The 23,907-nt window shown below is 66.8% G+C and carries 20 protein-coding genes, 4 tRNA genes and 1 pseudogene; 11 read left to right on the top strand and 14 right to left on the bottom strand.

Features of this window, described 5'->3' with window-relative positions; genetic code table 11:
- The first annotated feature begins 321 nt into the window (after positions 1-321).
- Positions 322-1,989, top strand: coding sequence for a DNA repair helicase XPB (locus QNM97_RS02940; RefSeq protein ID WP_349632346.1), 1,668 nt, complete (start codon positions 322-324; stop codon positions 1,987-1,989).
- Between the two features lie 61 nt (positions 1,990-2,050).
- Here QNM97_RS02940 and QNM97_RS02935 read toward each other — a convergent pair whose 3' ends face one another.
- Positions 2,051-3,841, bottom strand: coding sequence for a serine/threonine-protein kinase (locus QNM97_RS02935; protein ID WP_283821515.1), 1,791 nt, complete (start codon positions 3,839-3,841; stop codon positions 2,051-2,053).
- A 159-nt stretch (positions 3,842-4,000) separates the two neighbouring features.
- Positions 4,001-4,570, bottom strand: coding sequence for a pyridine nucleotide-disulfide oxidoreductase (locus tag QNM97_RS02930; RefSeq protein WP_283821514.1), 570 nt, complete (start codon positions 4,568-4,570; stop codon positions 4,001-4,003).
- Positions 4,571-4,716: 146 nt separating this feature from the next.
- On the opposite strand from QNM97_RS02930, the gene QNM97_RS02925 reads away from it, so the two are divergent.
- Positions 4,717-5,871 (top strand): pyridoxal phosphate-dependent aminotransferase, encoded by a 1,155-nt coding sequence (locus QNM97_RS02925; protein ID WP_283821513.1) that lies wholly within the window; start codon positions 4,717-4,719, stop codon positions 5,869-5,871.
- Here QNM97_RS02925 and QNM97_RS02920 read toward each other — a convergent pair whose 3' ends face one another.
- Positions 5,872-6,885 carry an NADP-dependent oxidoreductase gene (locus QNM97_RS02920; protein ID WP_283821512.1) on the bottom strand — a complete coding sequence of 338 codons (1,014 nt, stop codon included), beginning with the start codon at positions 6,883-6,885 and terminating at the stop codon, positions 5,872-5,874.
- A gap of 51 nt (positions 6,886-6,936) precedes the next feature.
- Positions 6,937-7,320: a DUF1304 domain-containing protein gene (locus QNM97_RS02915; RefSeq protein WP_283821511.1), complete on the bottom strand. Its 384-nt coding sequence runs from the start codon at positions 7,318-7,320 to the stop codon at positions 6,937-6,939.
- Between the two features lie 95 nt (positions 7,321-7,415).
- On the opposite strand from QNM97_RS02915, the gene QNM97_RS02910 reads away from it, so the two are divergent.
- Entirely contained in the window at positions 7,416-8,024 is a 609-nt protein-coding gene (locus QNM97_RS02910; protein WP_283821510.1) for a TetR/AcrR family transcriptional regulator, read from the top strand.
- Here QNM97_RS02910 and QNM97_RS02905 read toward each other — a convergent pair.
- The 3 genes from QNM97_RS02905 to QNM97_RS02895 are packed head-to-tail and all read right to left on the bottom strand — an operon-like array spanning position 8,018 to position 11,711.
- The gene (locus tag QNM97_RS02905; protein WP_283821509.1) at positions 8,018-8,830 is read right to left on the bottom strand and encodes a mycofactocin-coupled SDR family oxidoreductase; all 813 of its coding nucleotides are present in this window, start codon (positions 8,828-8,830) and stop codon (positions 8,018-8,020) included. The two genes, QNM97_RS02910 and QNM97_RS02905, sit on opposite strands and share 7 nt — an antisense overlap.
- 24 nt (positions 8,831-8,854) lie before the next feature.
- Entirely contained in the window at positions 8,855-9,454 is a 600-nt protein-coding gene (locus QNM97_RS02900; protein WP_283821508.1) for a TetR family transcriptional regulator, read from the bottom strand.
- A 28-nt stretch (positions 9,455-9,482) separates the two neighbouring features.
- On the bottom strand, positions 9,483-11,711 hold the full coding sequence (locus tag QNM97_RS02895; protein ID WP_283821507.1) for an MMPL family transporter: 2,229 nt from the start codon (positions 11,709-11,711) through the stop codon (positions 9,483-9,485).
- 173 nt (positions 11,712-11,884) lie between these two features.
- Here QNM97_RS02895 and QNM97_RS02890 point away from each other — a divergent pair, with 173 nt between their 5' ends.
- Positions 11,885-12,523 carry an alpha-ketoglutarate-dependent dioxygenase AlkB gene (locus QNM97_RS02890; protein ID WP_283821506.1) on the top strand — a complete coding sequence of 213 codons (639 nt, stop codon included), beginning with the start codon at positions 11,885-11,887 and terminating at the stop codon, positions 12,521-12,523.
- 12 nt (positions 12,524-12,535) lie between these two features.
- Here QNM97_RS02890 and QNM97_RS02885 read toward each other — a convergent pair whose 3' ends face one another.
- From QNM97_RS02885 to QNM97_RS02865, 5 genes are all read right to left on the bottom strand, one after another.
- On the bottom strand, positions 12,536-13,411 hold the full coding sequence (locus QNM97_RS02885) for an oxidoreductase (protein WP_283821505.1): 876 nt from the start codon (positions 13,409-13,411) through the stop codon (positions 12,536-12,538).
- A 119-nt stretch (positions 13,412-13,530) separates the two neighbouring features.
- Positions 13,531-15,168 (bottom strand): adenylate/guanylate cyclase domain-containing protein, encoded by a 1,638-nt coding sequence (locus QNM97_RS02880; RefSeq protein ID WP_283823082.1) that lies wholly within the window; start codon positions 15,166-15,168, stop codon positions 13,531-13,533.
- A 205-nt stretch (positions 15,169-15,373) separates the two neighbouring features.
- A complete protein-coding gene (locus tag QNM97_RS02875) occupies positions 15,374-16,687 on the bottom strand; it encodes a hypothetical protein (RefSeq protein WP_283821504.1) in 1,314 nt (437 codons plus the stop codon).
- Positions 16,684-18,078: a lipase family protein gene (locus QNM97_RS02870; RefSeq protein ID WP_283821503.1), complete on the bottom strand. Its 1,395-nt coding sequence runs from the start codon at positions 18,076-18,078 to the stop codon at positions 16,684-16,686. The genes QNM97_RS02875 and QNM97_RS02870 overlap by 4 nt, the downstream gene beginning before the upstream one ends.
- Before the next feature lie 243 nt (positions 18,079-18,321).
- Complete coding sequence (locus QNM97_RS02865) at positions 18,322-18,738, bottom strand: MerR family transcriptional regulator (RefSeq protein ID WP_283821502.1); 417 nt, start codon at positions 18,736-18,738, stop codon at positions 18,322-18,324.
- 51 nt (positions 18,739-18,789) lie between these two features.
- On the opposite strand from QNM97_RS02865, the gene QNM97_RS02860 reads away from it, so the two are divergent.
- Positions 18,790-19,782 carry an oxidoreductase gene (locus QNM97_RS02860; protein ID WP_283821501.1) on the top strand — a complete coding sequence of 331 codons (993 nt, stop codon included), beginning with the start codon at positions 18,790-18,792 and terminating at the stop codon, positions 19,780-19,782.
- Positions 19,783-19,797: 15 nt separating this feature from the next.
- Here QNM97_RS02860 and QNM97_RS02855 read toward each other — a convergent pair.
- Positions 19,798-19,870 (bottom strand) — tRNA-Lys (locus QNM97_RS02855).
- A gap of 180 nt (positions 19,871-20,050) precedes the next feature.
- Between QNM97_RS02855 and QNM97_RS02850 the strand changes: the two genes are divergently transcribed.
- From QNM97_RS02850 to QNM97_RS02830, 5 genes and pseudogenes are all read left to right on the top strand, one after another.
- A tRNA-Glu gene (locus tag QNM97_RS02850) sits at positions 20,051-20,123 on the top strand.
- Between the two features lie 34 nt (positions 20,124-20,157).
- A tRNA-Asp gene (locus QNM97_RS02845) sits at positions 20,158-20,234 on the top strand.
- A 29-nt stretch (positions 20,235-20,263) separates the two neighbouring features.
- Positions 20,264-20,337, top strand: a tRNA-Phe gene (locus tag QNM97_RS02840).
- 250 nt (positions 20,338-20,587) lie between these two features.
- Positions 20,588-21,394, top strand: coding sequence for a chymotrypsin family serine protease (locus tag QNM97_RS02835; RefSeq protein WP_283821500.1), 807 nt, complete (start codon positions 20,588-20,590; stop codon positions 21,392-21,394).
- Between the two features lie 233 nt (positions 21,395-21,627).
- Positions 21,628-21,813: pseudogene (locus QNM97_RS02830) on the top strand (HNH endonuclease); the annotation flags it as partial.
- A gap of 198 nt (positions 21,814-22,011) precedes the next feature.
- On the opposite strand, the gene QNM97_RS02825 reads toward QNM97_RS02830, so the two are convergent.
- On the bottom strand, positions 22,012-22,887 hold the full coding sequence (locus tag QNM97_RS02825; protein WP_283821498.1) for a cytochrome c oxidase assembly protein: 876 nt from the start codon (positions 22,885-22,887) through the stop codon (positions 22,012-22,014).
- A gap of 182 nt (positions 22,888-23,069) precedes the next feature.
- Between QNM97_RS02825 and ppk2 the strand changes: the two genes are divergently transcribed.
- A complete protein-coding gene (ppk2, locus tag QNM97_RS02820; RefSeq protein WP_283821497.1) occupies positions 23,070-23,906 on the top strand; it encodes a polyphosphate kinase 2 in 837 nt (278 codons plus the stop codon).
- Position 23,907: the final 1 nt, after the last annotated feature.

Below are 23,907 nucleotides of genomic sequence, written 5' to 3'. Positions count from 1 at the left end.
TTTCGAGGCTCGTCCGATTCGGTCATATCGGCCATCTCCCCGCGGCCGCTTCCAGACATACGCCGCGTCCGGACCCCCGGTGCATGCCGACAGCGCCCTCCACCGCGCCGACAGCGCCCACTATTTCGCCCACAGCGCTCGACTCAGTCCCGACAGCGCTCGTCACAGCGCCCACAGCGCTCCACTCAGTCCCGACAGCGCTCGACTCAGTCCCGACAGCGCTCGACGAGGCGCCGTCGGCGTGCTGGAGAGCGCTGTCGTCGTGGTGGAGAGCGCTGTCGGGATTCGACGCGACGTGCAGTCACCTGGACAATGGATCGGGTGACCGATGGACCCCTGATCGTGCAATCCGACAAGACGCTGCTGCTCGAGGTCGATCACCCCGACTCGGCGTCCGCCCGCGCAGCGATCGCCCCGTTTGCCGAGCTCGAACGCGCACCCGAACACGTGCACACCTACCGGGTGACGCCGCTGGCTCTGTGGAACGCGCGCGCGGCCGGCCACGACGCCGAGCAGGTGGTCGACGCGCTGGTCACCTACTCTCGCTACGCGGTGCCACAACCGCTGCTGATGGACATCGTCGACACCATGGGCCGCTTCGGCCGCCTGCAGCTGGTGAAGAGCCCCGTCCACGGACTGACGCTGGTGAGCCTCGACCGTGCGGTGCTCGAGGAGATCCTGCGCAACAAGAAGGTCGCCCCGATGCTCGGCGCCCGCCTCGACGACGACACCGTCGTCGTGCACCCGTCCGAGCGCGGACGACTCAAGCAGATCCTGCTCAAGGTCGGCTGGCCGGCCGAGGACCTCGCGGGTTACGTCGACGGGGAGGCACATCCGATCGGCCTCGACCAGGGCGACTGGCATCTGCGCGACTACCAGGAGATGGCCGCCGACTCGTTCTGGGCGGGCGGCTCGGGCGTCGTGGTGCTGCCGTGCGGTGCGGGCAAGACGATGGTCGGCGCGGCCGCGATGGCCAAGGCCGGTGCCACCACCCTCATCCTGGTCACCAACACCGTCGCGGGACGTCAGTGGAAGCGGGAGCTGGTCGCCCGCACCACCCTGACCGAGGACGAGATCGGCGAGTATTCGGGTGAGCGCAAGGAGATCCGCCCGGTGACCATCGCCACCTATCAGGTGATGACGCGAAAGTCCAAGGGCGAGTACAAGAATCTCGATCTCTTCGACTCCCGCGACTGGGGTCTGATCATCTACGACGAGGTGCACCTGCTCCCGGCGCCGGTCTTCCGGATGACCGCCGACCTGCAGTCCCGCCGACGACTCGGCCTCACCGCCACCCTGGTCCGCGAGGACGGCCGCGAGGGCGACGTGTTCTCGCTCATCGGCCCCAAGCGCTATGACGCGCCGTGGAAGGACATCGAGGCCCAGGGCTGGATCGCGCCCGCCGAGTGCATCGAGGTGCGGGTGACCCTCACCGACGAGGAGCGACTGCAGTACGCCGTCGCCGAGAACGAGGCGAAGTACAAGCTCTGCTCGACCGCGCACACCAAGGTCAACGTCGTGCGGTCGATCCTGGCGCGCCACAGCGACTCTCAGACGCTGGTCATCGGCGCCTACATCGACCAGCTCGAGGAGCTCGGCCGCGAACTCGATGCCCCGGTGATCCAGGGGTCGACCAAGAACAAGGAGCGCGAGGCCCTGTTCGACCGCTTCCGATCCGGCGAGTTGCAGACCCTCGTGGTGTCCAAGGTCGCCAACTTCTCGATCGATCTACCCGAGGCGTCGGTGGCCGTGCAAGTGTCGGGCACCTTCGGTTCCCGGCAGGAAGAGGCGCAGCGTCTCGGACGCCTATTGCGACCGAAATCCGATGGCGGCCAAGCACACTTCTATTCGGTGGTCTCCCGCGACACCCTCGACGCCGACTACGCCGCCCACCGCCAGCGCTTCCTCGCCGAACAGGGCTACGCTTACCGGATCACCGACGCCGACGACCTCCTCGGCCCCACCATCGGTGAGGAATCTGCGGGCTGACGCCGCGGGTGAAGAATCTGCGGGCTGACGCCGCGGGCGAGGAATCTGTGGGCTGACGCCGCTACACCTGCGCCAGGCAGTAGCCCAGCGACTGGGGTTGCTCGAAGGTCCACCGCACCTCGCCGCTCGCGCAGGTCAGCGCGCTCGTGGAGCGGTTGGTGACGCGGAAGGCGACGGTGCCCGCGGCGGCGGCCGACCCGCACGCCAGCTCGTGATAGTCCGACAGCGAGCCGCCCGAACTCGGGATCTGATAGCACTCCTGGGGCACGAAATTCGGTGTGAGACAGAGCTTGTCGCCGGAATCACCGAAGGTCAGACTGGCGTTGTGGTCGTTGGGACAGTCGGCGGAATCGGCGATGAAACCGGCCGCGTAGAACGTCATCGCCGCAGTGGCGCAGTCGACCTTCGACGTCGCCACATTGCCCTGCGCGTCACGATCCCGGCCGATCTGCACGCAGTTGCCCACGGTGATCTGACTCGCACTGGTGACCGTGGTGGGCGCCTCGGTCACCGGCGGCCGGGTGTAGGGCGTCGTCGCCCCGGGCGCGGCACCGGTCGTCGACGCGCTGCCCGACGATCGCGCGGTCGTGTCGGAGGACGAGCCGGAGAGCAGGTTGGCCACCACCACCCCGGCGATGACCACCGCCACCAGGGCCACGAGCGAAACCAGAACGATCGTCACGGTTCCGCGCGAACGTCGCGCGGGCGGCATCGGATAGCCACCGGTGAAACCCGGGTGACTCGGCTGGCCGGGCTGACTCGGTTGGCCGGCCTGGTTCGGTTGGCCCGGGAATGCACCCGAGGGTGCGGACTGCGGAAAGTACTGCGGCGGCACATACGGGGACTTCGGCGGCTGGGACACCGGCTGTTGGGACGCCGGCGGTTGGGGCACCGGCGGCGGGTAGACCGGTGGTGTCGACACCGTCGGACGGGCGGTCCGGATGACCTCCGTCGGCCCGGGTACCGGGGTCCCGACCCGGGTGGGCGAGGCACGCAACGCACGACCGAGTTGTTCGGCGAGTTCACCGCACGAGCCGAACCGATCCCCCGGCGTCTTGGCCAGCGCTCGGTGCATGACCTCGTCGAGTGCCGCGGAGGTGCCCGGTCGTAACGACGACACCGCGGGTGGGGCGCTGCTCAGGTGCGCGGCGATCACGTTGGCCTGACTCGTTCCCTCGAACGGCGGCCTGCCGCACAGGAATTGGAACAGGGTGGCCGCCAGCGAATACTGATCGGCCTGTCCGTCGACCTCGGCACCCAGCAACTGTTCGGGTGCCACATAGGCCACCGTGCCGAGAAACATGTTGGCCGAGGTCAGGTTGCTGACGTCGCCGGTCGATTTGGCGATCCCGAAATCGGCGAGCAGCACACGCGGCGGTGTCGTGGAAGTGTCACCGGCACCGGCGGAATCGTTCTCGGCAATGAGGATGTTGGCGGGTTTGACGTCCCGGTGCAGCAGCCCGCGCGCATGTGCGGCGTCGAGAGCGGCCGCCACGGCGGTGGCGATCGCCGACACGAGCATCGGGTTGAGCCCGCGGGGGCTGCGCCGCAACAACTCCCCGCCGTCGACGCCGTCGATGTACTCCATGGCGAGCCACAAATGCCCCTCGTACTCGCCGGAGTTGTAGATGGTCACGATGTTCGGATGCACGATGCTCGACGCGAGTTCTGCCTCGCGCATGAATCGCTGCCGGAACATCGGGTCACGGCTGAGATCGGACGGCAGGATCTTGACCGCCTCGTTGCGCGGCAGGCTGGGGTGCCGGGCCAGGTAGACCTCGCCCATCCCGCCACGACCGATCAGTCTCGTGATCGTGTAGCCGGCGAACGAGTCACCCGGTTGGTAGACCACCCTCGACAGCCCTCCTCGGCACGACGGAAGCGGATACGCGCCCTCCACGCGGTTCACGCCGGGCGGTCAGCCCTGGTCACCTTACCGGTTGCGGCACGCCGACGACGTCCGTGTCGGGTGTTCGGTGGTCGTCCGATCGATGCCGGATCCACCGCGGACTCACACCTCGCGCAGGCAGTACCCGATGGACTTCGGAGCACTGAACGACCAGGTCGTGTCCTCGTCGGCGCAGGTGATCGTCTCATCCCCGCGCTGCACGGCCCGCGCGACGACGGTCCGGTCCTGCGCCGGTTCACCGCAGTCGACCTCGCGGTAGTCGGCGAGGTCACCGCCGATCGGGATCCGGTAGCACTTGCCGGTGGCAAAGTTCGGTGTCAGGCAGAGACTCTCGCGGTCGGCACCGAAGGTCAGCGTCGAGGTGTTGGCGGCGTCGCACTCGGCGCCGGCCGCGACCTGACGGGCCACGTAGAAGGTGAGACCGTCGGAGTCCTCACATGATGCCGCCGACGCGGCGACCTTGCCGGGATCGTCGTCGGGGCCGAGCGCCAGACATTCGCCGACGCCGACGTCGTCGGGATCGTCGATCGCGTCGGAGCCGAGGCTGACGTCGCACGCGGCGACCAGCGCGAAGCCGAGACAGCCGGCGACGACGGCGGCACGCCAGGCCAGACGCCGGCCGGGCCGGGCGAGCGGTTCGATGACCGGTTGGTGTTCGGATGCGGTGTTCATGGAGGTGTCCTCTCGGAGGTCGGCTGTTGGTGCCGCAAGCATCGACCGACCCGCTTGCACCCTCCTTGGCGTCGGCATGGAACGCGACGATCACCGAACAAGTCGGTCCGGAGCGGTCACCCGAGCCGATGTGACAGCCTGAGACCATGCCCACCGTCACTCGTCTGCGCCCGTTCACCGCCACGATCTTCGCCGAGATGTCGGCTCTGGCCGTCACCCACGACGCGGTGAATCTCGGGCAGGGCTTCCCCGACACCGACGGTCCGACCTCGATGCTGGCCGCCGCCTGTGCGGCGATCAACGGTGGTGACAATCAGTACCCGCCGGGGATCGGCGTACCGCGGCTGCGCCGTGCCGTCGCCGAACACCAGCGGGCGCACTACGGTCTCGACTACGACCCCGACACGGAGGTGCTGATCACCGTCGGTGCGACGGAGGCGATCGCGGGGGCGATCGTCGGGCTCACCGAGCCGGGTGCCGAGGTCATCATGGTGGAGCCCTACTACGACTCCTACGCCGCGACCGTCGCGATGGCCGGCGGGGTACGGCGGACCGTGCCGTTGCGGCCCGACGGCGACGGTTTTCGCCTCGATCGCGATGCACTCGCCGCGGCGTTCACCCCGCGGACCGCGCTGGTCCTGGTCAACTCCCCGCACAATCCGACCGGCACCGTCCTGCACGACGACGACCTCGCCGAGATCGCGCGGCTGTGTCTCGAGCACGACGTCGTCGCGGTCACCGACGAGGTGTACGAGCATCTGGTGTTCGACGGCCGCACGCACACCCCGCTGGCGACGTTGCCCGGCATGCGTGAGCGGACCCTGCGGATCTCCAGTGCCGCGAAGACATTCAACTGCACCGGATGGAAGGTCGGGTGGCTGTCCGGTCCGGCCGAACTCGTCGCCGCGGCCCGCGCGGTCAAACAGTTCATGACCTACGTCGGGTCGGGCCCGTTCCAGCCCGCGGTCGCCCACGCGCTGGAATCGGAGATGGACTGGGTGGCCGGCAGCGCGCAGTCCCTGCAGGCCAAGCGAGACCTGTTGTCGGCGGCGCTGTCCGACGCCGGCTTCGGGGTGCACCGCAGCGAGGCAACCTATTTCGTGTGCGCCGACCCGCGCCCACTCGGGATCACCGACGGCGAGGCGTTCTGCCGGTCGCTCCCGGAGAGAATCGGGGTCGCCGCGGTGCCGGTCAGCGTCTTCGCCGACGACAAGGAGCCGTGGCGGCACATGGTGCGCTTCGCCTTTTCCAAGCGTGACGAGGTGATCGCCGAGGCCGCGCAGCGGCTCCGGCGGCTGTGATCAGATACGCACCAACATCTTTCCGACGTTCTCCCCGCGCATCATGCCGAGGAAGGCGTCCACCGCGTGGTCGATGCCGTCGACCACGGTCTCGTCGTGGACGATCTTCCCGTCGGCCAGCCATGCCGCCATCTTCTCGTTGAACTCGCGGGCGAGGCCCATGTACGACGGCAGGGTGAAGCCGCGCAGGGTCAGGCCCCGGGTGATGATGTTGCTCATGTTGCGCGGCCCGGGCTGTGCCTGCGTCTCGTTGTAGGAGGAGATGGCCCCACACAGCGCGGCGCGGCCGCCGTTGTTGAAGACGTCGAGCGCGGCTTCGAGATGATCGCCGCCGACGTTGTCGAAGTAGACATCGATTCCGTCTGTTGCCAGCTCCCGCAACTGCTTTCGCACCGGTGCCCCCTTGTAGTCGAGGGCGGCGTCGAAGCCGTACCGGGAGGTGAGCAGATCCACCTTGGCCGGCCCGCCCGCCGAACCGATGACCGAGGCGGCGCCGAGCAGACGTGCGATCTGTCCGGCCACACTGCCGACGGCGCCCGCGGCTCCCGAGATGAAGACGATGTCACCGTCTTTCAGCCCGGCGATCGCGGCGAGTCCCACGTAGGCCGTCATCCCGGTGAGGCCGAGGACGCCGAGGTACACCGATGTCAATGTGCCGGCGGGCGGTTCGGGTACCGCGGTGAATTCGGCGGCGGGCGCCTGGGCGACGTCACGCCAGCCGAGTTGATGCAGCACGAGGGTGCCGACGGGGAGATCGTCGGATGCCGACGCGACGACCCGTCCGACCGCTCCGCCGGTCATGGTCTCCCCCAGGGCGAATGGCGGGACGTAGCTGCGGGTGTCGATCATCCGCCCGCGCATGTACGGGTCGACGGAGACGAACTCGTTGGCGACGCGGACCTCGCCCGGCGCGAGGTCGGCAAGGTCCACGGCGACCGTGTGGAAGTCGTCCGGGGTCGGCCAGCCCACCGGCCGGTTCACGAGTTGGATCTGGGTGCTGGTCGAGGTGGTCATCGAAATCTCCTTGAGGGGTGTGGATGTCGGGGTGTGGAGTCCGAACGAGGCTCACCGCGCGAGTGTCACGCCGAGCAGCACGAGGGCGATCAGGGGAAACGCGAGTTGGGTGAGGGCGGCGCGGGCCTTGTCGGGCGAGGAGACGAGCAGCACCAGACCCGCGGCCAGCATCGAGCCGGCGCCGGCGCCGATCAGCGCGGCGCCGACGGCGTGGTCGGCGAACCAGCAGGCCACGCCGACGATGGTGATGATCGCGAGGAAGAGGTTGTAGAACCCCTGGTTGAGGGCCATCTCGCGGGTGGCCTGCGCCTCCTGCGCGCTGGTGCCGAAACTCGCGCGGGTGCGCGGGCGGGTCCAGAGAAGTGATTCGAGCACGAAGATGTAGACGTGCAACGCCGCCGCCAGGGCTGCGACGACGATCATGGCGACGGCCATCGGGTGCTCCTCCAGAAATTGTGCACTGCTCGTTCCAGAACTATACTAGAATGATCGTTGCACAATTTGTCAACCCTCCACCCCTGGGAGTTCACATGGGACGCGCCGCCGGATACGACCCCCAGCAGCTGATCGGCCAGGCACGCGATCTGTTCTGGCAGCGTGGCTTCGACGCCGTCTCGGTCGCCGACGTCGAGCAGGCCACCGGCGTGGGCCGATCGAGCATCTACCACGCCCACGGCAACATGCGGGGCCTCTTCGACGCCGCCGTCGAGGACTACCTCGACACCGTGGTCCGGCCTCGCCTCCGACCGCTCACCACCGACCCGGTGGTGCCGGAGGCGATCCTGGACTTTCTCACCGGACTGAGCGCCGCGATCGGCACGTTGGCGTCGAATCCCGATGCACCCCAAGGCTGTCTACTACTGGTCAGCGCCGCAGCACCGATCGGCTCGGACACCGCCGTGCACGAGGTGATCGCCGGTTATCACCGCGAGCTCACCGACGCGATCGGCCGCGGGGTCGATGCCCTGCTCCCCCGGACCGACGCGAGGGTGCGCCGACGGCTGACCCGGCTCACCGTCGCCGCCGACATCGCCGCGTTGTCGTTGAGCCGGATCGACCCCGACGCCGCGCAGGCGACCCTCGACGCGGCCGCCACCACGTTGCGGGTGCACGCGCGCAGCGAATTCGCCACTCAGTAGTGCTGCGCCCCACCGTCGATCGAGATGTGCTCGGCGGTGATGAACGCCGACTCGTCGGAGGCGAGGAAGGCGACCACGTTGGCGATCTCGTCGGCCTCGGCGACGTACTGGTTGAGAAACACCATGCCCATCCCGGCGAGCCTAGGGTTGGCCTCGTTGGTCTGTTCGATGCGTTCGCGCATGCTGCCCGACCCCATCGGGGTGTTCACCGCACCGGGGTGCACGGAGTTCACGCGGATGTTGTGCGCACCGAGTTCGGCGGCCAGGCCACGGGTCATCCCGACCAGGGCGTGCTTGCTGGTGGTGTAGTGGATCATGAAGGGCTGCACCTTCTTCCCCGCATACGAGCTGGTGATGATCACCGATCCGCCACCACGCGCGATCAGCGGATCCACGGTGGCCCGGACCGTGTTCCAGACCCCGATCACGTTGATGTCGATGGTGTCGCGGAAGCTCTCGGCGGTGATCTCGTCGTAGGTCTGGGGAATACAGATCCCGGCGTTGGCCACCACGATGTCGAGGCCGCCGAACCGCTCGACGCCGGCCGCGACGGCTGCGCTCAGCCCGTCGGCGTCACGCACATCGCATCGGGTGAGAACGGCTGTGCCACCCTGTTCTTCGACGAGCCGCTCGGTCTCGACGAGGTCGTCGGGGGTCGCGGAATCGTAGGGCACACCCGGCAGCGGCCCCGCGAGATCCACGCCGATGATCTGTGCGCCCTCAGCGGCCAGGCGCACGGCGTGGGCGCGGCCCTGTCCGCGCGCCACACCGGTGATGAAGGCGACCTTGCCCTCGAGTCGTTTCATGGACTTCTCCTTACTCCCGGGCCGTCACATCGGCAGCCCCTGCTCCATCAGGTCGATGGCCTCGAGCAGTGACACGAGCACCCGATCGTCACGCGGGTCATCGACCTGCTCGGCAATGTGGAACATCACCCCGGCGGTCGCCGCGATGAAGACGTGGAGATGCGTGTCGTCCTGCGGCACACCGAGATAGTCGGCGAAGTACTCGCGGGCACGGATGATCGCGGCGTCGGACTCGATCTGATGGGCCATCCGCAGGGCCGGCTCGGACTGGATCAGGCGCATCCGCTCCACACTCGAGGCCCACGGATCGGCGGTCGCGATGCGGTACTGCGCGCGGACCATCGTGCGCAACAGATCGAAATGCCCGAGACCGGGCGGGATCTCGTTCATCGCTGCGGCGCGCGCATCCTCGAGATCGTCGCCGATGACCACCTGCTCCTTGGACGCGAAGTACCGGAAGAAGGTGGTGTGGGAGACCTCTGCCTCGCGTGCGATCTGCTCGACGGTGGTCTGCGCGTAGCCATGTCGGGCGAAGAGCCGCATCGCGGCCTCCCGGATGGCCGACCGGGTGCGCACCTTGTTCTGTTCGCGCAGCCCGGCCGGACGCTGCGACACGCCGGTCATCGAGCTTTCTTCATTGCGGGATGCACCGTCAGCTCGACGCCGACGCGACGACGGTTTCCTTTTCACCCGACAGTCCGCGGTCGCGGACCGCGCCGCCCTCGATGTCGAAATCGAAGACGAGCTTGTCGAGCCAGCGCGGCAGTCCCCATGCCCGATCACCCAGCAACGCGATCACCGCGGGCACGACCGTCATGCGAATGATGAAGGCGTCGAAGAAGACCGCAATGGCCAGGGCGAATCCGAGCATCTTGGACGTGGTGTCGGGCGCGAGCATGAACGAGGCGAAGACGCTGATCATGATGACCGCGGCCGAACTCACCACGCGCGCTCCGTGCCGGTAGCCGGCGATGATGGCGTCCTTGGCATTCATGCCGTGGATGTATTCCTCGCGCATTCGGGTCACCAGGAACACCTGATAATCCATCGCGAGGCCGAAGACCACGCCGATCAGGAAGATCGGCAGGAACGACAGGGTGGGCCGGGTGTCGGTGATGATCCCGAGGTAGCCCTCCTGGAAGATCGCCACGGTCACACCGAAGGTCGCGAGCACCGAGAAGATGAAGCCGATCGTCCCGACCAGCGGCACCCAGATCGAACGGAAGACGCCGATCATGATGAGGAAGGCGAGTCCGACCACGACCACCAGATACGGGATGAGTGCCTTGTCGAGCTTCGCCGACAGGTCCGACATGATCGCGGTCTGACCGCCGACGTGCATCTCGACGCCGCCCTTGGTGATGGTCGGACCCCAATCGCGGATCTTCTCCATCAGGTCGTGGGTGGCCTGTGCCGACGGCGCGCTCTCCGGGGTCACCATGATCAGTGCGGTCGAGGCGTCGGCATTCGGATTCGCCCCGGTACCGTTGCCGGTCCAGATCAGCGTCGCCGGGTTGGCGACGTCGGACAAGGTCTTGATGTGTGCGACGGCCTGCTCGGCGGCCGGTGCGACGTTGCCGTCGGCGTCGTGCACGATCACCAACAGCTGGCCGTTGACACCCTCGCCGAATCCCTTCTGCAGCAACGCTGATGCCCGTGCCTCGTCGGAGTTCGACAGGTCCATGCCGAGTTGCAACTTGCCGACCGGGATCGCGGCCAGGACGAGGATCGCCAGGCCGACGATGATGAACGGCAGCGGCCGTTTGACCACCGTCCGACCGAAGCGAACGCCGTTGGTGTCGGCGGTCTCGGACTCCTCGGCGTGGCGGATGCCGGGGATACGCGGGGTGAAGACGAAGCGGCCGACCGCCCCGAGCAATGCCGGGATCAGGGTGAGCGCCGCGATCACCGCGATGACCACGGCCACCGCCGCGCCCGCACCCATCTGGGTGATGAGCGGGATGCCCACGACGGTCAGCGCCACCACCGCGATGACCACCGTCAGGCCCGCGAAGACCACCGCGGTTCCGGCGGTGCCGACCGCGCGACCGGCGGCGTCGGCGCGACTACCGCCACGTTTCACCTCGCTGCGATAGCGCGACACGATGAACAGTGCGTAGTCGATCGACACCGCGATACCGAGCATCGTGACGATGCCCGTCGCGGTCTGGTTGATCGTCATGAACTTGGCGCTCAGCGTCACCAGCATCATCGTTAGCGCGACGCCGACGATGCCGGTGACCAGCGGGATGAAGGCCGCGATCAACGCGCCGAACGCGACGATCATCACCACGAACGCCACTGCGAAACCGATCAACTCGGCCTTGCCGCCCTGTTCCATGACCTGGACGAGCGAACCGGTGGCCTCGACCTGCAGTCCGTCGCCGCGATGTTTGGCGAGAACGTCGAGGAGTTGCTGTTTCTGATCGACGGACAGGTCCTGGACGTTCGTGGTGACCCCGACGCTGATCAGACCGACGTGGCCGTTGTCGCCGAGGACCTTCGCGGCCACCGCCGGTTGCGCCTTGGCGGCGACGAGCGGGCTGACGACGGTCTTGGCGTCGGCGACGTCCGGCAGCTTCTGCAGGTCGGCGGCCAGCGCGTTGAGCTGGTCGGCGTGCGCCTCGAGTCCGTTGTCGGCGTACACCACCACCGTCGCCGAACCGCGGGACTGCTGCTCCATGACCTTCGGGAAGTACTGCTGCAACTGGCTGGTCGCGGTACCCGAGTCGGTGCCGGGCAGGTCGAAATCCTGCGCGAACTTGGGTTTGAGTGCGCCGACCAGGCCGGCCACGACGACGAGGGCGAGCAGCCAGGTCGCGATCACCCACCATTTGTGCCGGAACGAGAACCGGCCGAGCCGGAAGAGCAGTGAGGCCATGGCAATCCCCTGGACGTCGATGCGGACGGGTCGTCGATACAGCGGCGCGTCACCCAAAAGTGTGAGTGACTAACACTTGATACTGTGTACTCCGCTTTTTCGGGATGCGCCACCTACTTATGCTGTGTTCCAGGACACCAGAACATGCGTTCGATACGCGCTAGTGTGGGCTCATGAACGTCGGCATGCAGGGTTCGCTCTTCGACCTCACGGGGACCGCCGGAACCGCGCCGAGCCTCGGCGCGCTGGGAACCTCGGTGACCCGCCGCGAACTGTCCGACGGCGCCTGGGTCGACCTGCGCCCGGGTTGGATCACCGACTCCCCCACCCTCTTCGACGCCCTGCACGACGGTGCGGCCTGGCGTGCCGAGCGACGGCGCATGTATGACCGCGTCGTCGACGTCCCGCGCCTGGTCGCCACCTATCAGGCACATCATCGCCTGCCCGATCCCCTTCTGGCGCAGGCACGGTCGGAGTTGAGCGCGCACTATCGCGAGGAATTGCCCGAGGGCTTCGCCACGGCGGGCCTGTGCCTGTATCGCGACGGTTCCGATTCCGTGGCCTGGCACGGCGACCGGTTCGGTCGCGGCGCCACCCACGACACCATGGTGGCGATCCTGTCACTCGGGGCGCCGCGGCCACTGGCGTTGCGCCCCAGGGGCGGTGGACCGTCGCTGCGATTCGTCCTGGGCTCGGGCGATCTGCTCGTGATGGGTGGCAGTTGTCAGCGCACCTGGGAGCACGCCGTGCCGAAATGCCCCGGCGTCGGCGCCCGCATCAGCGTGCAATTCCGCCCGCCGGGCGTGTGGTGAGGCTCGCCGGCCCTAGATCGGATAGGCGACGCCGGTGAGCTTCTCCGACTCCGCCCACAGTCCGTCACGGATCGCTCGGTCGTTGGCGCGGCCGCTGAAGGCCGACACCCCGGGCGCCCCACGCATACCGAAGAAGTGGCTCGGCCCGTAGAAGGTGCCGTTGACGACGTCCGACGCGGTCGCGGCATACAGGGTGGGCAGCGCGCCGTCGGCGGCCGACTGCGCAAACAGGTTGCCGATCTTCATCGCCGTGTCCATGAGCGACTCGGTGTGGCCCTGCAGTTCGGTGGCCGCGTAGCCGGGGTGGGCGATCAGCGAGAGCCGGCCGTCGCCGTCCGCGGCGTCGAAACGGTCGGCGAGATCCATCCCGAACATCAGGTTGGCCATCTTGGAGTCGCCGTAGGCCCGCCACCGGCGGTAGCGGCGGTTGTGCCAGCCGAGGTCGGCGGGATCGATACGGCCGAGTTGGTGCAACCCCGACGACAACGTCACCACGCGGTCACCGATCTTGGGCAGCAGCAGTCCGGTCAGCGCGAAGTGGCCCAAATGGTTGGTGCCCATCTGCATCTCGAAGCCGTCGGCGGTGCGCCGCAACGGCAGCGCCATCACGCCGGCGTTGTTGACGAGGACGTCGACGCTGGTGATCCCGTCGGCGAACGCCCGGACCGATGCGAGGTCGGCGAGGTCGAGTGCGGCCACCCGCGCCCGGTCGCCGAGTCCGCGGGCCACGGCATCGGCCTTGGCGGTGTTGCGGCAGGCCATGATGACCTCCGCGCCGGCACCCACGAGGGCCTTGGTGGTCTCGGCACCGAGTCCGGAGTTGGCCCCCGTCACGATGAAGGTCCGACCCGTTTGATCCGGGATGTCGTGCGTCGACCAACCACTCATGGAATGCCCCTTTGTCGCTGCGGTGTACGTCCCTCTCACCCTGCCACGAGATCGTCGAAAGGCGGAGAAGAGCGGGCCGCGAGGTGGCGAAACGTGGTGTCGGTGCGGGCGTCGGCCGCTTACCGCAGGCGCATCAGCCCGGCCGACCCCAGCCATTTCACCGGGCGCAACAGTCCGGAGATCACGTCGCCCACCGTCGGGGCGCTGTCCGGAACGAGATCGATCGGGCCATAGATCTCGGTGGCCTCGCTGCGGCCGCGCACGACGCGTTTACCCAGCATCGTCCAGTGTTGTGCCTCGTCGTCGGCGGCGGCGATGGCCGCGCCGCTCCCGAGCACCGGCACCCGACTGGTCTTGGCCATCTCCGACAGTCGCGCACATTCATTGACCGGGTCGCCGATGACCGTGTACTCGTACCGGCGTTCGGCACCGATGTTCCCGGCGAAGGCGGTACCGAACGACACCCCGATACCCCAGCGGATGTCGAGGGCCTCGCCCAGTCCCCGCGCGAGGTCCCGAGCCGCGGCCAGCGCCGCACCTGCGGGATCGTCGATCGCCACCGGCGCCCCGAACACCGCGAGTGCGGCATCGCCCTCGAACTTGTTGACGAATCCCTGGTGGTCGTCGACGACCTGCGCCACGATCTCGAAGAACTCGTTGAGCAGTTCCGCGGTGTCCTGCGGCCGGCGTTCCTGCGCGATGGTGGTGGAGCCGACGATGTCGACGAGCAGCACGCCGACCTCGGCGTTGGTGCCGTGCAGGCCCATCCCCTTCTCGATCGCGAGTTGCGCGACGGTGTCGCCGACGTGGCGGGCGAACAGCTCTCGCATGCGTTCACGCTCGTCGAGACCGGTGACCATCTCGTTGAATCCCTGCTGCAGCACCCCGAGTTCGGAAGAGTCGTAGACGTCGACGTGGGCGTCGAGGTCGCCGGCATGCACCTTCTCCACCGCGTCCCGCAGCTCGGTGAGCGGGTCGATGAGGGACTGCCCGACGAGGACGATGATGCGGGCGCCCGCGGCGAGTCCGACGATCGCGAGAACGACGCTCGCCCAGTCGATGTCGGCGATGACCGGTGGCAGCATGTGCATTCTGCGACCGACGTTGAGGATGATCAGACCGACCATCGGTACGGCCGAACTGACCGCCCACACCGCGAACATCCGGCTCCGCACCCCATGCACGACCCGCGAGGTCGGGTCGGAGGCGAGCGCGACCATCATCAACGGCCGCGAGGCGCGTTCGGCGAACAGATACGTCAGACACGCACTCGACATCCCGGCCAAAGTGAACGCCACCGCGACGCCCAACAGCGTGTCGACGGTGAGGGTTTCGGCGGACATCGCGATATAGCTGAGCACCGACGCCGCCCACGCGATCGATGTGCTGAGCACCTGGAACGCCGGAATCCTTTGCACCGCAACACGTCGCGCATGATCGGCGGGATCGCCGGAGATGAACCAACGAAATTCCGGGCGCAGCGTGAGCACCCCGAGGACCAGATTGACGACGATGCACACCCCGATGGCGGTGACGATGCCGGGAAAGTTGGGTGCGCGCAGGGTCTCGTCGACCGTCAGCTGACCACCGTTGTAGGACAGCTGCACCAGGAGGAAGGTCTCGAAACCGATCAGCGCGTTGCTGCCGACGATGGCGGTCGAGGAAATCGCGAGGGCACGTGTCGCCAGCCGCCGGCGTCCGGCGGTACCGAGTTGCGCCCATTCGTTTGCCCCCGGCTCACCGACAGCACCCCACACCAGGAGCGCGTAGCGGCGCCGTGCCCGGCTCCACCGCGTCGCGGTGTCTCGTGATGGGGGTCGGCCGTCGGCCGATGACGCTCCCACCCCGGAACTCGGTGATGAGGTCATGGGCCTTCCCTGCAGTTGATGTCACCTCAGAGATTACCCAATGACGCGGGTCACATCCGCGCGGTCGGCGCCATCGGCCCGGCTCCTGCGCGGCTCAGCGGACGGTCACGACCGTATGCGCCGCCGCATCGGAAAGGATCTTGTGGATGTTGAAGATCGGCCGGTGGCTTTCGAATTGGGTGTCGTACGGGACACGCATCGTCGCAACGAGATCGGCGAAACGATGGTCCACCAGGTCGCGATAGCGCGGCAGCAGCTCGGCGGTCACATAGCGCCAGCGCTGATCGAACACCGACCAGTCCCAGTTCGCGATCGGCGTCGAGATGGTCAACGTCGACCCGTTGGCGAGGCTGGTGGTGTAGACGAACGGGATGAAGTCGCGCAGCGCGGGCACGCCGGCCACCGACGGCGACCCGACCAGGGTCATCGCATAGGTTAGCGCCGCGCCGATGCCATCGGCCTTGCGGTAGTTCCGTACGTCGTCGAATTGCCAACCGACGACGTCGAACTGCTCACGATGGAGCAGCGTCGCATTGCCCGCGGCCACCCGGTCGGGATCTCCCGAGGCGATGCCCTGCCACGCCGCGACGACGGCGTCGTCGATGATCCCGGCCCGGCGGAACTCGTCGATGCCACCCAGTCCGTCGTGGACGAAGGTGACGTGCTGGGGCATGAGGTCGCTGAAAATAGCCTTCTGCATCACCAGTACCCGCTCGGCGAACCAGGTCAGGTCTGCCGGGGTGATCTTGTCGGCATTGTAGGCCAAGGTCTGTAACCCCTTGGGGAACACACCGATCAGCCCCGGGCCGGCGACCGAGGTCGCCGCTTCGATGATCCGCGCGGCGAGCGGTTGCAGTCCGCGGATCGAGTAAATGTCACCGGCGAGCACGACATCGGCGATACCGCCGCCGAAGTCGGCACCGACCAGTCCGGCCATACCGGCCCATTGCAGGTTCCGGTGGGCGATCTGGAAGTTCTCGTAGTAGCGATAGGACTTGATCATGTCGGCGCGGGTGGCCGCGAATCCCTTGGCGGGATCCCAACCGGCCAAGTCGATTCCGGCCTCGGTGGTCGCCTGCACCAGACGGTACTGAAACAGCAGGGCCGCATAGCGATGGGCATCGATGCCGGCCGCACGAGCCTCGGTGACCAGCTCGGAGAGCCTGCCGAGATCGGTCGGCAACGCGCGGTTGACGCCGCCGCCATGGTGGTCGGCGTACCGATTGGTCAGTGGCAGATCGAGATACGGGTCGAGGTCTGCAGCGCGGGCGGGTCCGGCCACCACCGCGGAACCGACCAGCGCGCAGGCCAGTGCCAAGAGCAGGATCAGCCGACGCAGCGGGAATCCGGCCCCGTTGGTCTGTTCGACCTCGTGCACGTGGTCAATGGCCATGGGTTCGGCGTTCATGAGTTCAATTCCGTGGCCAGCCAGTCGACGGTGTGCATGCCGAACAGCTCGGTACCCCACTTGTAGATGTTGGTGACGAAAACGTCCATGCCGCAGTTCATTCCGTAGTACTGGGCGTCGGCACCCTGCCGCGCATAGCGGGTCACCAGGTTCTTGGAGTCGGCGGCGGGGATCAGGGACATGAACGAGTTGTCGGCGTTACACGCCGAGACCAGCACCTTGCCGCGCGGACGATCCCCGCGGCCGAGGGTGTTGTCGCGGTAGACATGTGCGAACTCGGGGATGTCGGCGGGAGCTTGTCCGCTGGTGAACAGGGTCTTCAGCGGGACCAGCGGCGGCATACCGAAATACGCCATCTGACAGGACTTCCGGTAGACATCGGCGAGTGCGCGGCCGGCCGGGTTCAGCTTCTTGTCCAACGCCATCTCGGGGTACTGGGCCTCCAGGCCGAGTAGCGTGGCGAAGACGAACCCGGTCCCGAGCCGACCGTCGGCGAATCTGATGAAGTTCTTCTGGTCGACCGCCATACCTTCGAGCATCGTTGCCTTGAGGTTGATCTCGGGTGCGTAGCGCGCGACGTTCTCGGCGGCGAATCCGGCGCCGACCCCGCCCCCGGCGACGCCGAAGATCCCCACCGGATTTCGCGGATTCAGCGCGGCCGGGCCGACCCGGTACGCCGCACGGACACCGTCGAGCAGCGCGTGGCCTGCGAACTTTCCGGCGAAGACGCCGTGCGGTGACGGATCGGCGTCGTTGCCGATGTCGGAGATCACCACGGCGAGTCCGCGCTGGAACATCAGTGCCAGCGGCCCGAGCGCCGACCACGCCGACGCCTCGCCGAGCGCGCCACCGCTCCACTGGGTCGACGGATGGCATTTCGCACCGACCGAATCGTTGGCCTCCTGGTAGGCGACCACCGAACGCGAACCGTTGGGCTTGCCGTCCTCGGGGATCATGACGACGCCGGTCGAGATCACCTTGCGCCCGCGAACGTTCTCGGTGACGTACATGATCTTGTAGGCGGCCACGTGCGCGGGTGTGACCCCGGCGAACAACACGTCGAAACGCTTGGCCTTCAACAGGGTTCCGGGTTTCATGTCCTGCGAGATCGACGGCTCGACGTAGAAGGGATCGTTGGCGGCCAGACCTTCGAAGTCTTCTTGCCCGGTCGCGAGGCGTCCGTCGCGGAAGGTGCCGAGCACAGAGCCACCGAAGATCGTCCCGAGTCCCGGCGGGGTCAGCGGCACCGCACCCGAGTACGTCGGCGGCTCGTCCGCCGCGGCAGCGCCCGGCAGCTGGACCCACGCCACGAGCACGAGGACCACGAGACCGACGATGACGCCCGCTCGACCCCTACTGCCACTTCTCGACACCCCGGCACGTGACCGCATGCGGGCCCACCCCTTCTCGCTCACCGAATCCCCCGCATCGCCGCGGGTGTGACCCGCCGCCAAAGCGGTGGCGCGAACTTACCTGAGAGTAATCTGAGATGCAATCGCGGTCGGATTGCCGATTCACTGCAAATGACCAGTTCAGGGCGATTTGTTGTCGGCTTTGCCCATGCCCGGAAGTGCGGAACGTGATGAGACGCACATTCGTATTCGTCTCAACGAACTCTTCTCGGGCGCAGGAACTCACGTGGTGGGGTCCCAGAGACCGACTGCGTCTCCGGTGCGCAGGTGCTCCCGGTACACGTCGGCCTTCCAGTCGATGATGTCGCGGGCATCCCGTAGGGCGCGGATCTGCCGGTCGACCCGGCGTCGCTGTCCCTCGAGAATCTCCAGCCGTTCGGCTTCGTTGCCCGAACCTTCGCGCACGAGCGCGGCGAAGCGCCGGAGATCCGCCAGGGGCATGCCGGACTCACGCAGGCGGGTGCAGATGCGTAGCCAGTCGATGTCGACCTCGCGGTAGCGGCGCCGTCCACCGGATGTTCGCTCGATCGGACCGATGAGCAGATCCTCGCGCTCGTAGAACCGCAGTGCGTGGACGCTCATGCCGACCGCGTCGGCAACCTCGCCGATCGAATATGACGCCTCCGTATCGTCGACCATCGCGCCTCCAGCCCTTGACCTAGACAGAACTCTAGCTTCTAGGTTCGGGTCATGAGCATCGTCCACCAGTACCCACTCTCGACCGAATTCGATACCGCGAGCACCACATCGGAGGTGATGAACGGCATCGATCTGCACGGACGAACCGCACTCGTCACCGGCGGCTACTCCGGACTCGGTTTGGAAACCACCAACGCACTGGTCGCTGCGGGCGCCCACGTCATCGTCCCGGCGCGACGGGGACGAATCGCACGCTCGATGCTCGACCACCTCCCACGCGTCACAGTTCTCGACGACGTCGACCTCGGAGATCCGCACCGGGTTTCCCAAGCGGCAGATCACCTTCTCGCCGAACTGGACTCGATCGACCTCGTCGTCGCCTGTGCGGGCGTGATGGCGACGCCGCCTCGGCCAGTTGGACCGGGGTGGGACTATCAGTTGGCGGTCAACCACTTCGGACACTTCATGACGCTGGCCCGCCTCTACCCACTACTCGCCAGGAGTGGGGCACGGGTGATCGTCTACTCGTCGGCAGGTCACCATTTGTCCGACATCCGTTGGCACGACCTACATCTGCGCGCCGGCTACGACAAGTGGATCTCGTACGGCCAATCCAAGACAGCCAACGCGCTTTTCGCTGTTGGGCTCGACGAAATCGGTCACGGCGACGGCGTCCGCGCCTTCGCCGTGCACCCGGGCAAGATCATCACTGGCCTACAGCGCGAGCTGTCCTCTGCCGAGCAAACGGAACTGGGCTGGATCGACGCGTCCGGCAACGTCGTGGGCCACGGCTTCAAGACACCCTCCCAGGGAGCCGCCACCGGATTGTGGGCGGCTACCTCCGCCGCGCTCGACGATCTCGGCGGACTGTATCTCGAGGATTGCACGGTTGCTTCACCCGCCGAACCCGACGGCAAGATGGACGACGGAGGGGTCCAGCCCTATGCCGTTGATCCCGTTGCTGCCGAGCGGTTGTGGACACTGACCGCGGCGATCACCGCAAGCGATGTCAACCCGCTCCGGAGACAACAAAACCGCCCGTGACCAGGCGGTTTGCGGTGCCCCCAGTAGGGCTCGAACCTACGACCTGCGGATTAAAAGTCCGTAGCTCTACCAACTGAGCTATAGGGGCGTTACCCTCGGCGCCGAGGGCGGAAGCGAGTTTACCTCGCGTCGAACGGGTCGCGGACAGGCGGTGTCCGCTTCGCGTGTCGACGTCCAGAAAATGCCCCTGACGTGGCGATTTGTGTTTTCCGCGCGCGGTGTCCTAATCTGAGTCGGCTCCCAACGGAGCCCTCCCGAACGGAAACCGGCCCCCTTCGTCTAGCGGCCTAGGACGCCGCCCTTTCAAGGCGGTAGCGCGGGTTCGAATCCCGTAGGGGGTACGCTGTTCGCCTCGGCGAACAGATAACTGAACAAGGCCCTGTGGCGCAGTTGGTTAGCGCGCCGCCCTGTCACGGCGGAGGTCGCGGGTTCGAGTCCCGTCAGGGTCGCCAAAGGTCTCGGTGTTCGTACCGAACCTTCCGGCCAGGTAGCTCAGTTGGTACGAGCGTCCGCCTGAAAAGCGGAAGGTCGCCGGTTCGATCCCGGCCCTGGCCACATAGAAAAACCACCTGGTAGCAGGTGGTTTTCTTTGTTTTCGGGTGTCACCGGCTGGAATCGAAGCGCGTCAATCCGGGGCGAACCCGACATACGGGTGAGGATACTTGCGATCTCCGCGTGTCCGACGTGTCGACAGTGTCCTCCACAGCGAATCACGTTGTGCCGAAGCCACTTTTCACTGAGGTTTCCATCGCATTCGATCGTGGTCGGCAGGAAGACCACAGCCTTACTCGCTACCCTGCCGCGTATGACCCGGCTGCGGTGGGCGATTCCGGCGGCGTTGCTGCCCTTCTTGTTCATCGCCGCATGCGGTGGGGCCGTAGCCACGACCGATCCGACGCCGGTGACCACCCGGTTCGTCACATTGCCCAACAGCAGCGGCGGGCATCCCGTCCCCTTCACCCCGACGACCGACCACACGTATCGGCCGGGAGTCACGATCGTCGACGCGACGGCATCCGGCCCGGCGTCGCAATGCACCCTCGGCTGGCCGGTCACCTCGTCGACGGGCAGCCGCGGCGACCTGACGGCCGGGCACTGCGTAAGCGGCCTGGGTCAACCCACGTGGCTGTACACCAACTCGTCCGAAACGGGCCGCCTGCCCCTCAGCCCCTACGAACTCCACGAGGACGACGCCCTGGCCGACGGCACCATGCTTGATGCCGCGGCCGCATTCCTACCGCCGACTGCGACTGCAGCACAATGGGTCACCACCATCGACGGTCACCCGATCGCCGGCGTCATGACACCCCGGGAAGCGGCCACACTGCCTCCGGGAACACCGGTCTGCATGGCCGGCGCACGCGCGGGCCTGACGTGCGGGCCGCTACTCGACGCCAACACGCGGAGCCTCCACTGGGGTGGGTATGCCGTCGTCGGCGACTCGGGTTCAGCGGTGTTCGTCGTGAACCCCGACCAGAGCGTGTGCGCGGTGGGCATCCTGCACGACGGCCCCACCGACCGCGACAACACGATCGCCTACGTCGAGCCCGCACTCCAGAAATGGAATCTGACGATTCCGGTCACCGCGCCACACCGATCGTCGCCGTGCTGACGTCTGAGTGATGCTTCCCCATCGGTGGTCGAGGTGCTTCCCCATCGATGGTCGAGGTGCGAGGCGCCCCAAGCGCCGAGCCTCGAGACCCTGCCAAACCGACGCTGGAACCCACCACCAAACCCACCCGAAAAAACTTTCGACAACCCCTTGCCAACCCGACAAACCCGGCATACACTCGAACACAACAGCACACAAACACATGTGCGCTATCGCCGGGGGGGTGAGAAATTGTGGTCGATACCGCACTCCCCGCTGACGCGTTACCGGATGTGTCCGGGTTGTCGACCGCTCAGAAAATCGCCCTCGCCCACACACTGATGGACGAGTTGGCATCGGATGATCTGACCGGCCTGTCCAACGATGACCTGGTGTCGGTTGCTCAATCCACCGAACGGTTGATCACCCGTGTCACCGTCTCGAGGTAAGTCAGAACACCCGGACAAGCCCTACCCATATTCTCACCGTCTCGAGGCTCGTCGCTAACGCTCCTCGACACCTCGACCACCGATCAAGGGAGGCCTCCTCCCGATCAAGGAGCGCCTCAACCCGGGGTGGTTCACCCTCCCGATGGTCGAGGTCTCGAGACCCCCCCGACGGCCGACACTCCCACCGGCTCAGCGGAAGCGCTCGCGTAACTCCGGGTTGTTCTCCCACCAGAGTCCCGACGGTTGGTCGGACTCGGTCTCCGCTGCCGTCGATCGGGTCGACTCGCGTGCGGCCGCATCGAGTTCGGCGTCGGCGATCTCTGCCCGCCGACCCTCGTCGGTACGGAATCGGTCGAAGAGCACGAGGAGGAACGGCAGACCGATGACGTCGCCGAGCACCCAGAACACGCCGGCGCCGATGGTTTGATCGGTCCGCAGCGACGGCCCCCACGTGCGGTGCAGCGCTTCGTAATACGAGGCCGCGAGGAGTCCACCCTGCCACATCACCACGCCCAGGATGCCGTCGCCGAGTGTCTCGCCAAGGGTGACGAGTAATGACAGGGATTGCGGATAGCGCCGAGGCACCGGGTCGATCTGCAGCCGCGCGTAGAAGTATCCGAGGCCGCAGAGCACGAGCAACAGTCGGGTCCCGGTGTCGACGGCGTCGGATCGCAACATCGCCGGATACCACCCGGTGAGATAGATCAGCCACGGCGTCACGATGACGCCGGCCGAGGTCACCGCCGGTGACGCGATCACCCGCGCCGCCCGCGTTCGGAGGCAACGATCGATCACTCTGCGTGCCGCAGAACACGACTCGCGGGCAACCGTCACCGGCATCCCGAGCGCGAGGCAGAACGGCACCACCATCAGCACCAGCACAATCTGCAGCGCTCGCACCCAGAACAGGGTGTCGGAGTACACGCCGACAAACCCGCACGCGCTGATCAGCCACACCGCCACGCCGAGAAGAAACGGAACCGCCCGGCTCCACAGCACCGTCGACCTGCGCACGGCCACGACATAGGCCACCGCGATCAACACCACCACAACAGATGTGGGCATATCGACTCGCCACAACGACACCACCGTGTGCAGCGTCAAGGGAGCGAGGGCATCGGCCACAACCCGCGAGTATGCACCCGCGACGAATCGTTAATCGACTCGTAAAGGCCAAACGGACACCGCAGTCACCTAGTCTGGGCAGATCAGTGCCCTCCGGGCGGGCGCCGTCGAGGAGGCCGAACATGGGCAAGAAGAAGCACAAGCAACACTCCTCGAACCCCGATGGTCATGACGAGCCCACGACGACCGAGCCCATGAAGAACAAGGAATTCCGCAAGCTCGTCAAACCCCTACACGCCGAACTCGTGGCCATGCAGGAATGGGTGCGCACCACCGGAGCCAAGGTGTGCATCGTCTTCGAGGGCCGTGACACCGCAGGCAAGGGTGGCGTGATCAAGTCGATCACCGAGCGGGTCAGCCCCCGGGTCTTCCGGGTCGTCGCGCTGCCAGCACCCACCGAGCGCGAGAAATCGCAGATGTACATCCAGCGCTACGTCCCGCACCTACCCGCCGCGGGCGAGGTCGTCATCTTCGATCGCAGCTGGTACAACCGCGCCGGGGTCGAGCGGGTCATGGGCTTCTGCACCGAGGAGCAGACCAAGCAGTTCCTCACCGAGGCCCCCGAGTACGAGCGGTCGATCGTCGCCTCCGGGGTCATCCTGCTCAAGTACTGGCTCGAGGTCAGCGAGGGTCAGCAGACACTGCGACTCCAGAGCCGTATCGACGATCCACGCAAGTACTGGAAGCTGTCGCCGATGGACCTCAAGTCGTACACGCGCTGGGACGACTACACCCGTGCGCGCGACGACATGTTCCGCTTCACCGACACCGGCTGGGCACCGTGGTACGTCGCGAATACCGACGACAAGAAACGCGGGCGCCTCAACGTCATCCGCCATATCCTCGACCAGGTTCCCTACACCCCGATCGACCGCCCCGTCGTGGAACTGCCCAAGCGGAAGGCGACCGGTGACGAGGGACCCGACCTGCCGCTCCGGCGAATCCCCACGCTGTATTGAC

Source organism: Gordonia sp. L191, from assembly GCF_030077625.1.
Taxonomy (GTDB): domain Bacteria; phylum Actinomycetota; class Actinomycetes; order Mycobacteriales; family Mycobacteriaceae; genus Gordonia; species Gordonia polyisoprenivorans_A.
The sequence above is the reverse complement of the archived record's forward strand: the minus strand, read 5'-3'. Positions and strand labels throughout refer to the sequence as shown.

Coding starts and splice junctions, on each gene's coding strand:
- QNM97_RS02835 (WP_283821500.1), top strand. CDS start 20,588: ATGACCCGGCTGCGGTGGGCGATTCCGGCGGCGTTGCTGCCCTTCTTG.
- QNM97_RS02870 (WP_283821503.1), bottom strand. CDS start 18,078: ATGCGGTCACGTGCCGGGGTGTCGAGAAGTGGCAGTAGGGGTCGAGCG.
- QNM97_RS02875 (WP_283821504.1), bottom strand. CDS start 16,687: ATGAACGCCGAACCCATGGCCATTGACCACGTGCACGAGGTCGAACAG.
- QNM97_RS02890 (WP_283821506.1), top strand. CDS start 11,885: ATGAACGTCGGCATGCAGGGTTCGCTCTTCGACCTCACGGGGACCGCC.
- QNM97_RS02860 (WP_283821501.1), top strand. CDS start 18,790: ATGAGCATCGTCCACCAGTACCCACTCTCGACCGAATTCGATACCGCG.
- QNM97_RS02895 (WP_283821507.1), bottom strand. CDS start 11,711: ATGGCCTCACTGCTCTTCCGGCTCGGCCGGTTCTCGTTCCGGCACAAA.
- QNM97_RS02910 (WP_283821510.1), top strand. CDS start 7,416: ATGGGACGCGCCGCCGGATACGACCCCCAGCAGCTGATCGGCCAGGCA.
- QNM97_RS02825 (WP_283821498.1), bottom strand. CDS start 22,887: ATGCCCACATCTGTTGTGGTGGTGTTGATCGCGGTGGCCTATGTCGTG.
- QNM97_RS02915 (WP_283821511.1), bottom strand. CDS start 7,320: ATGGCCGTCGCCATGATCGTCGTCGCAGCCCTGGCGGCGGCGTTGCAC.
- QNM97_RS02930 (WP_283821514.1), bottom strand. CDS start 4,570: ATGAACACCGCATCCGAACACCAACCGGTCATCGAACCGCTCGCCCGG.
- QNM97_RS02885 (WP_283821505.1), bottom strand. CDS start 13,411: ATGAGTGGTTGGTCGACGCACGACATCCCGGATCAAACGGGTCGGACC.
- QNM97_RS02865 (WP_283821502.1), bottom strand. CDS start 18,738: ATGGTCGACGATACGGAGGCGTCATATTCGATCGGCGAGGTTGCCGAC.
- QNM97_RS02920 (WP_283821512.1), bottom strand. CDS start 6,885: ATGACCACCTCGACCAGCACCCAGATCCAACTCGTGAACCGGCCGGTG.
- QNM97_RS02925 (WP_283821513.1), top strand. CDS start 4,717: ATGCCCACCGTCACTCGTCTGCGCCCGTTCACCGCCACGATCTTCGCC.
- QNM97_RS02900 (WP_283821508.1), bottom strand. CDS start 9,454: ATGACCGGCGTGTCGCAGCGTCCGGCCGGGCTGCGCGAACAGAACAAG.
- QNM97_RS02905 (WP_283821509.1), bottom strand. CDS start 8,830: ATGAAACGACTCGAGGGCAAGGTCGCCTTCATCACCGGTGTGGCGCGC.
- ppk2 (WP_283821497.1), top strand. CDS start 23,070: ATGGGCAAGAAGAAGCACAAGCAACACTCCTCGAACCCCGATGGTCAT.